At 41.3% G+C, this 8,503-nt stretch carries 5 protein-coding genes; all 5 read right to left on the bottom strand.

Annotated features, from left to right (window positions below):
• Positions 1–6: 6 nt before the first annotated feature.
• Positions 7–972, bottom strand: a complete 966-nt coding sequence (locus tag AB4180_RS17025; RefSeq protein ID WP_102250437.1) for a DEAD/DEAH box helicase — start codon at positions 970–972, stop codon at positions 7–9.
• Positions 973–1,173: 201 nt separating this feature from the next.
• The gene (locus AB4180_RS17020) at positions 1,174–2,931 is read right to left on the bottom strand and encodes a hypothetical protein (RefSeq protein WP_102250438.1); all 1,758 of its coding nucleotides are present in this window, start codon (positions 2,929–2,931) and stop codon (positions 1,174–1,176) included.
• A gap of 1 nt (position 2,932) precedes the next feature.
• Entirely contained in the window at positions 2,933–4,384 is a 1,452-nt protein-coding gene (locus AB4180_RS17015) for a hypothetical protein (protein WP_102250439.1), read from the bottom strand.
• A gap of 130 nt (positions 4,385–4,514) precedes the next feature.
• On the bottom strand, positions 4,515–6,146 hold the full coding sequence (locus tag AB4180_RS17010; RefSeq protein ID WP_241909290.1) for an ankyrin repeat domain-containing protein: 1,632 nt from the start codon (positions 6,144–6,146) through the stop codon (positions 4,515–4,517).
• A 239-nt stretch (positions 6,147–6,385) separates the two neighbouring features.
• A complete protein-coding gene (locus AB4180_RS17005; protein WP_102250441.1) occupies positions 6,386–8,482 on the bottom strand; it encodes a DUF262 and DUF1524 domain-containing protein in 2,097 nt (698 codons plus the stop codon).
• Between the last annotated feature and the right edge of the window lie 21 nt (positions 8,483–8,503).

The following is an 8,503-nucleotide window of genomic DNA, read 5'->3' as shown; positions in this document are numbered from 1 at the left end:
CAATGATCACGGGTATAGATCTGGTTTATCAAACCCCATACCTAATGCAGATGTTGCGACAAGGGCTTTAATTTGATTTTGTTGTAATGCCTGTTCTAAACGAGGCTTGTTATCGCCATCTATATCACTATGGTAGGCATGGGCATTAATATTTTGCGTTTGTAGAAACTCAGCAACGATATTTGCATCTTTTGTCGTTTTACAATAGATAATTCCAGAGCCTAAAAGCTGAGGGAGATTCTCGACAAGCCACGCTAAACGTTCAGACTTACTGTGTACATGGATTGTTTGCAAATTAAGAGAGCTTCGCATTAAAGACCCTCGAAACACTTTTAGTCGATCACCCAGTTGATTTCTAATGTCAGTGACTACTCGGTTGTTAGCTGTTGCTGTTGTTGCAAGTACAGGCATGTTACGCGGCATAAACTGAATAGCACGAACAATCCTACCGTAGTCTGGCCTAAAGTCATGTCCCCAGTCTGAGATACAGTGGGCTTCATCGACAACGAATAAACCAATGTTACCAACAATCCGAGGCAAAATCTCTTGACCGAATTTAGTATCACCTAATTGCTCTGGGGCGATGATTATTGCATCCACATTCTGGCTGAGGATTTGACGCTCAGAACGTGCTTTCTCATGTTGATCCATAGATGAGTTGTAAGAAACAACATTCAATCCAAGTTTAGCGGCGCTGTCGATTTGGTTTCGGATCAAGGATAAAAGAGGGGAGATAATAATACTCGGCCCATGCCCTTGCATACGACGTAGCTTTGTTGCAATAAAGTAGACTGCACTCTTACCCCAACCTGTCCTTTGCACGACAAGTAATTGGTTTTGATTTGCGACTAATTCATTAATTGCTTCCCACTGATCTGCGTGAAACTGGGCAACCGAAGAGCCTGTCATTTGCTTAAGAAGCGCCAATCCTTGTGTTTCTAGATTTGAACTATTATTTGAATTTCTGAACATTGTATAAGCCATTTGACGTTGTAATGTGAATTTAAAATACTCACTGTCTAATTCGATTTATATAGTTAAGACAGGCTCTGGGTGATCTAAAGGGAAATGGGGTTCGCTGTGAAACTAAACTTCTCCACCTTCATAAATAAGTGTTTCGGATACTTGTGCTGTCATTAATTTTTCTCCAGAAGTGTAGAAAATCCCAAATTGTCAATATGTCGCAAGTCGGTATTCACCGACAGGATCACACGTAATCGTCGCAGGCCCTGAAGCTTGGAGAATATTTTTCCTAGCACCGCCTAAAGACACGGCTATCCGTGAGTAGTCTTGCTCTAGTTCTGGGTATTCAGCCGCTAACCATTGGGGGAATTCTTGTGTTTGTACTAGGTTCAGTGTTTTTCCGTGAGCCGAGATGGTTCCATTAGCGAGAACTTTGACCATTGGCAACTGAGCACCACCGCCCGTTAATGCAACGGCGAGCGCGTTGTTAGGAGCAGCGTGTACAAAGCTAGGCGATATATTGTTTAAGATTTCTTGCATACACTCTTTGAGTGATTTTGAAAATGATTCTACTTGAGGCAAAGCCATAAACTCATCAAGCGTGATTTCAACAACGTCTCCGTTGAATAAGGTGGCGGAGATGAAACCATCTCTAAATAGTGCTTCTTTGTAATCTCTCAAGTGTAAGTTTAACGCGCCAAATGTATTAAGGTATAGAGGGTTACCTTGGCGTATATCTGCTTTATTGAGGATCACGCCTTGAAGTAGTTTATCTAGGTGGTTGCCTGCTTCCGTGATACCTCTGTTGGAATCTTTAATCTCTAAAGCTGCACTTTTCTTCAACTTCTCATCATATTTCATACGATACAGGCTGAAATCACTAGTACCTGCGCCAATATCAATAACCATTACTAATGAGTTAACATTCTCTTGCCACGAGATAAGGGAGCCAGCGACCCCAAGTGGTTCAGTTACATCCTCTCGAATAAAATTGAACTTTAAATTTTTCTTTCTGATTTGCGCAATAGCATTAAGGAAATCATCCAACTCGATCCCTGAAGAAAATTGTAAATCAAATGTATCAGCGAGGATCTGCGCTTCTCCTAATAGCTGTTTGAGTTTATTCACGACTTGGACATGTTTCATTTTGTCGAAGCAAGGCATAGCAAAGCGGCGGAGTATGTTTTTATCGATCCCCTGTAATGACGTAGCTTGGTTCATTGCCCATGTAAAGTAGCTTAGGTAAGCCAATACCATATCTTCATAAGTGATTTGTGAGCTAGTAGGGTTGAATTGCTTACCTACTTCCGAGGATAAACCTTCCTCAGATAAGTAGCGTTTTATATTATCGAGTCGTTGTCTATGAGTATCAGGAGGTTGAATATGTGACATCTGTACTGCGGCTTGCCCGAACCAAATTTTACCTAGATCATCAATAAAGACGGATGAGACAAGCATATTTTCACTGATTTCTTCTTGGTCACCAGGTATTCCAAGAGATATAACTTCTATATCCTCAATTGAGTCATCATCAGTTTCTTCAGAAATCAAGGTGGCTTTAGACATTGCTGTACCAAAGTCTAAGCAGACTCGAACATTGCTTTTAGGCGTAGGTAGAGACATGGTACTGATATTTAATGGGGTATAGGTTACCGAAGGTTTGACTTCTTCAGTGGAGGGTATGTCGGTTCTGACATCGCTTTCTAACTCTAATTCAGGCTCGACTAAAGAAGGTTCGGGTTTGGCTGTTTTCTCTTGTTTAGCAACAGAAATATCAATGAAAGTCGTTTTTTCATCTTCTCCTTGTGACTGGTCAACTTCTTGCTTTAAGTGATCTAGTGCGTGTGTTAAAGCTCGAAATTCACGTTCGGTCAGCTCGCCAGGTAAGACATATCCACCATCTTGTGCTGGCTTAAACCTCTCCAATAGATTCTGGAGTAATATTTGTGATTCTAGGTTATTAGTCATCTTAATCTTCTACAGCCTCTACCCAAGGTTTTACCAGTGTCTTTATTTTTCCACCAAATTCTTTTTGGATGCCATCTCGGACAACTCGGACTTTGCGAACACCGTATTTATGTCCACCAAGCATTTCATGTTGCATTGGGTTGTACTCAATGACTTGTCCTAGATTTTCGGTGTGCGTTAATTTTCGCATTCGTGCTAGTTGACGGGCGATTCTAGACATATCACCAAAGCCACTTGATGCTTTCTTTACGGTCGATGCGAGAGGAGGATCTGAAATTTCTAAAAAAGGAACGACAGCTCGTTCGAGTTTCTCCATGGTATTTTGACTTGTTTCTACTTGAATAAGTAGCGAGCCAATTTGTTGATCTTCAGAATTACCAAGGGTGTGCACAGGTTCTTTAGCCGAGACAACTTGCTTTCCTCCATTCAGCCACCATTCTTTGACTTGTGGGTCTAACTCTTGACTGGAATCAAAATGACGTTTGAGCGCGGGAATGACTTGAGCTTTTGAGTAGTACGCTTTAGACAGCTGTTTCATTATGTTGCTGTCAGTTCGATTCTGGCGAGCGAGAACAAGAGCAGCTTCTTTCAAGTTAGTCTTGATTCTCGGAAGGAACTCAGAGTCCCGATTAATTTCTCCCCAAAGATTGCTACTCAGAACATTTCTGGATATTTCTAAGACCTGATAGGTATCTGCAAGTAGAGCGTTTGAAAATCTTAGCTCGATGGTACGTATCAATATCGCCAAAGCGTCGTCAACAATATCAATCATTACTGTTGACTCGACGGAAGGGGAGGAGTGCATAAGAATCGAATGCAACCAACTAGCAAGAGATTTGCCAACGTTGTTACCAACGTCGCCGTTCCAATCTTTTATTATTTCATTCCAAGCTCTTGTAATCCGACGAGCACGCTTCATGCGAGTATCAGCCGAGTCAATAATAGAAAGGTAGGTAAATGAATCTTTGCCGAGTAGAAGTAAGTCACTTAGGTTGCTGCTGCCAATCAAAGCATTCTGAATCAGTGTTCTACGAGCATTTTCAGCTGTATCAGCTAGAACAGCTTGCCTCAAACAGTAGTCTACGACCCAAGAGTCTTGAATGTGCCTTATAGATTGAGCGGCATAATGTTTTTCGTCACCGTCCGTGAGCATATCAAAATCACAAGGCTCATCATTAAATAGCTGAGGAAGATATTGATAAACTTCATTTTGCCGACTTCGAGCGACAGCAGCGAGTCGTCCAAGAGAAGCTGCTGCTTTCAATCTCAGAGGGCTGAGAGGGTTACTATCTTCAGTAGCAAAATCTATGACTACATCAAGAACTCGATGAAGGTTATCACCTTTAATCACGCCCTGAATAGATTGCTTTGCCATGCAGTCAGTCAAAATAGTGTTTACGCCTACCAGAGAATCTTGTGATTCAATTTGTGACAATATGGCTTCGCTACTCAATTTCAATTCCTCAATTTTATTGTGAACTTAGTGTACCTAACTGCATATCATTTATTTTGATATCAGTCACTTGGCGAACAATTATATGGCTGTTTGGCTATGAATTGTTTCTACTGAACATTCATAAGGATTAAATGGGGGAGCTAAATACAATGAACTCAAAAGCTCGAATGCGTTCTCGATACTCATGCGATAAACATTCAACTAAACTGGCTTCAGAAGAGCATGATTGGTCGATGTCCTTTAACCATTTTCTCTGGTCAGCCTTTAGCGCCTTTGCGTTGGGAGACTGGTCGTAGGCTTCACGATACAGATAGCTAAGTTCTCTGTCATAATCAGAAAGCATGGTATCGGAGCAAATGGCTTTCTCTCTGGTACTTGCAGCCAGTTCACAGTTGAAGCTTGGCCCTGGTTTGGATAAATAGGCGCGTGCTTTACTTGAGTTGAATCGCCAGTTCTTATCCATGTAGCTGAAATAATCATTGCCCTTACTATCTTTCAATTTAGGATCAGCTCCTGCATCCAATAGTAACTGTATTGTTCTTTGACTCGCATTTTCTGCCGCATACATCAGCGGTGTTCTGTCATAAGTCGTCAGGTTTTCTGCTAGTGGAAAGTCAAAGCGAGCCGTGTTTATGGTTGAAGTATTGATTATTGCCGTGCTTCCAATGAGTGCAGTTACGGCTTTAGGGTTGTTCATATGAGCAGCATACATTAAGAGGTTTTTGCCGAATTGATTGACCTCTGATAGCGCACATTTTGGGTTAGACTCAGCACATTGCGTTGCCAAATCTCCAAGCACCGTTTGCTTATCCAATACTAGCGAGAGGCAGTCGACCAGGTTTCTTTCATTGTCATGGTAGTAATCGAAAGATTGGCTACGAATGGTCGCTTGGCAACTTTTTACAATGGACTCGGTATCATTGCTTGAAAGGGCGTTTGTTAGCTCTTTCAGTTGAGTCCGTCCATTTTCATCGAGTTGTTTTCGGTCATAATCAGAATAAACTTGATTTAATATTAGCGAAGCAAGGTTATTAGCGTCGAGCTGGTTAGAAGTCTCAGTAAAGTAACCTTTCAAGTAAGAGCGGTTGATTGATGCTATGTTTTTTGCAGCTCCCAGTTCTCTAGCTGACCAAGCGTCACTTTGAGCCAGATATGCCAAGCTATCGATTTCTTCATCGCTATCAGCTTTCTCTACATGAACTGATGGGCGGTATATGACATCTAACATCAAATCATGAGTATAGGAATAGTAACGACTTCCCATGCTCCCAAAGTTGCCTTCGATATCCGTCATAAAATATTGCAAAGCATGGCGATAAGCTAAATCGAGGTTTTTTTTCCTGACGTCAACAGATATAGGTGGCTCTACGTTACACGCTTCTTGTCCGTTACCATTCTTGATGGAATAAACTGTAATTGGTTTATAAAGACCTGAAGTTGCCATGACATAAGGTTGTTCTTGGAAATAGAATACATTCCAAAATGAGCTATAAAACCAGCCGAATGGCCCCGCATTATGGAAGTTACCTTGGAGTGTTTTGTTATCACTAGTCTGGTATTGATAAGTAAGACCTCTCCACCACTCAAAGCCACTGATGTGTAGTTGTAAGTCTTCATTTTTTGAGGTGTCACCTGGTCTGAAGTTCAAAGATTTGGGCGATGATAACTTTGCCGAGTCTAGAGTCCAGTTAGTCCACGAAAAATTATCATTAGTAAATGGCGGCTTTACTGTCAGTTGATTTTCATCGCTGAGGTTCACCTCACTTGCCAGTCTGAGAGAGTAGCTGTCAGACTGAGGGCTTGAATAAATGGTGTTTAGCTCTTGAGAAAGAGCTTGGCAAACAGGGGGCTGAACACTAGCGAGTGCAGTGGAAGATAGCCCTAAAGATGCTACCCAGCCGATAAGCGAAAAAGTCCGACGCATAATAGTAATTCTCTGTTTGTATCAGTAAAACAAGGCACAGCTTTAAGGCTGTGCTTGCTCTAACTCAATGAATATTAACCTTCAACCTGCATATCAACAACTTGCTGGATTAGTTGGATAGCGTAGGGGATATCTGAAAATTCACTGATTTTGATCTCAACATCGCCATTACCCCAACGGCCAAGATTAGTCACATCTCTACATAGATTCTTAGGATCATGAATCTCGGTGAACTTACAGTTGAGTGACAGCCTTAGGCCAGAAGCTTGAGGGACAACATCGACAAAGTTGGTATCCAGTTTGAAAGCGACATAAAGCTTTAAAAACTCTTGCCTTACATTATCATCCAGCGACATCACTTTTTGACGAAAGGCTTGGAACAGTTCCTTTGAGGAGCCTACAGCAATGTACGGGTGATCTGCTATTGTATAAGCAGATTTTTCCGCAGGCTGAGTTTGATACTGTTTGAGTACTTCCTCGTCTAAATTTGGGTATCGCCATACTGTCTGCATTTTATCTGCGAGCAGCTTAGAGCGAACTTGAATGGATTCCTTGTTCCAAGTTTCATGGTTTCTTAAGCTTTGATTTAAGGCTAATGGGCTGTTTGCGAAACCGCCTTCCATATCTCGTTTTTCGGTAAAGAATCGGTCACTCAACTCAGAGTTGTAGCCTGTTAATGTGAGGTTGCCAATGGTATGAACGTACTCTTCTTGTACTGACTTCCATTCGTCACCCAATGCTTGCTGCCATTTAGCTGAGAGGTTTTTGTTTTGAGGCAATACGTGTTCAATCGTATAATTTTCAACGCTGATACGTTCTTTCTTATCGTAGTTTTCTAGACGACGTAACCAATAGGCTCTACTGCGAACGTTGTACATATCTTTATGCTGTAGACATCGATTTAATTCTAAATCTGATGGGAAACGGCGATAAGAGGTCAAGCAGATAAGCTCAGCTTTAAAGCTCTCCAGATAGCTTGATTTTCGAATAGAACGAGCGAAGCTAGCAAATGTTTTGTTCAGTGAATTAGTGGGAATGTCGCATACATAGCGTCGGAACACATAGCTTTCAATGAGACGTACACACTCAATGAACTCATCGAGCGTTAAAATTTGACTATCGTAATCATGATACAGCTCTAGTATCAATGGATAAGATACGTCCACTTTATATGCGTTTAAGTCTTGAAATGCTTCAAGTAACTTTTGCTCTTTTTCCTTTTCAAGGGAAAAGGCAATATAGAACTGAGCATGCTTACGTACATCTGCCACAACGTCTTCTATGTCGAGATGCGAATTACCTACATATTTTTTGAACGCTTCATATACATCGTTGATTCTTGGTGGTTTATTAGTTTTAAGTGTTAAGTAGTCACGCATGAACTGATTAAACAACCAACTATACTCACCGTTCCCAAAGTCGCTTTCCATCGGGAACCAGTATTTTTCATATAGAGTGTTTTGCTGTTTTGGCTCAAGCCCCATAAGTACGAAGTTACGGATAAGATCCGCTTGACTCAAGTCTAGACCTGTTGAGTTGAGGCTTTCGAAGATAAGCTGAGGATTGTCTCTTTCACGGTCTAAAGCAATATCTACGATGAGAAGTTTTTGAAGACCTAGATAGATTTCAGATATTTGATCGTTGCTGAGGTTACTCAGCTTATTTTTGAAAAACTGATAGTTTTGAATCACGCGAGAAGTTGCATCATCATCGTGCTTTGCTTCACCGTCGATGATTGTTCTTAGCTCTTTATCATCCGCTTTTGTTAATAGAAGCTTGTAATAGAGATCGCCATCTTCAGCGTCATTACAAAGGTAGTACTTCTTGAGTTTTTTAGCATTCGTACCCTCAATGACGGGGGTGTCATCAGTAGTACGATCATTTAGTTCTGAAACTAATGCAGCGATTAGTAGGGTTGTGGAAGTCAGTCTTTGTTGACCATCTATGACCAACAGTTGAGGAACATCACTATGACTGTATAGGCCTCGTTCTACGTAGACTACCGAACCTATGAAATGAGCTTCAAGATCAGTCGTGCCTGCACGAACGATATCTTTCCATAGTTGCTCACATTGCTCTTGAGTCCAACTATATTGGCGCTGATATATCGGGATGATGAATTGAGCCGATTTTTGTAAAAACTTGAATAACTTACTTTCTGTTGCCTTCATGGTTACACCAACTGAGTTAAT

Source organism: Vibrio sp. 10N.286.49.C3, assembly GCF_041469545.1.
GTDB lineage: Bacteria > Pseudomonadota > Gammaproteobacteria > Enterobacterales > Vibrionaceae > Vibrio > Vibrio tasmaniensis_A.
Note: the sequence above shows the minus strand (reverse complement) of the source record. Positions and strands in the feature narration are given on the sequence as shown.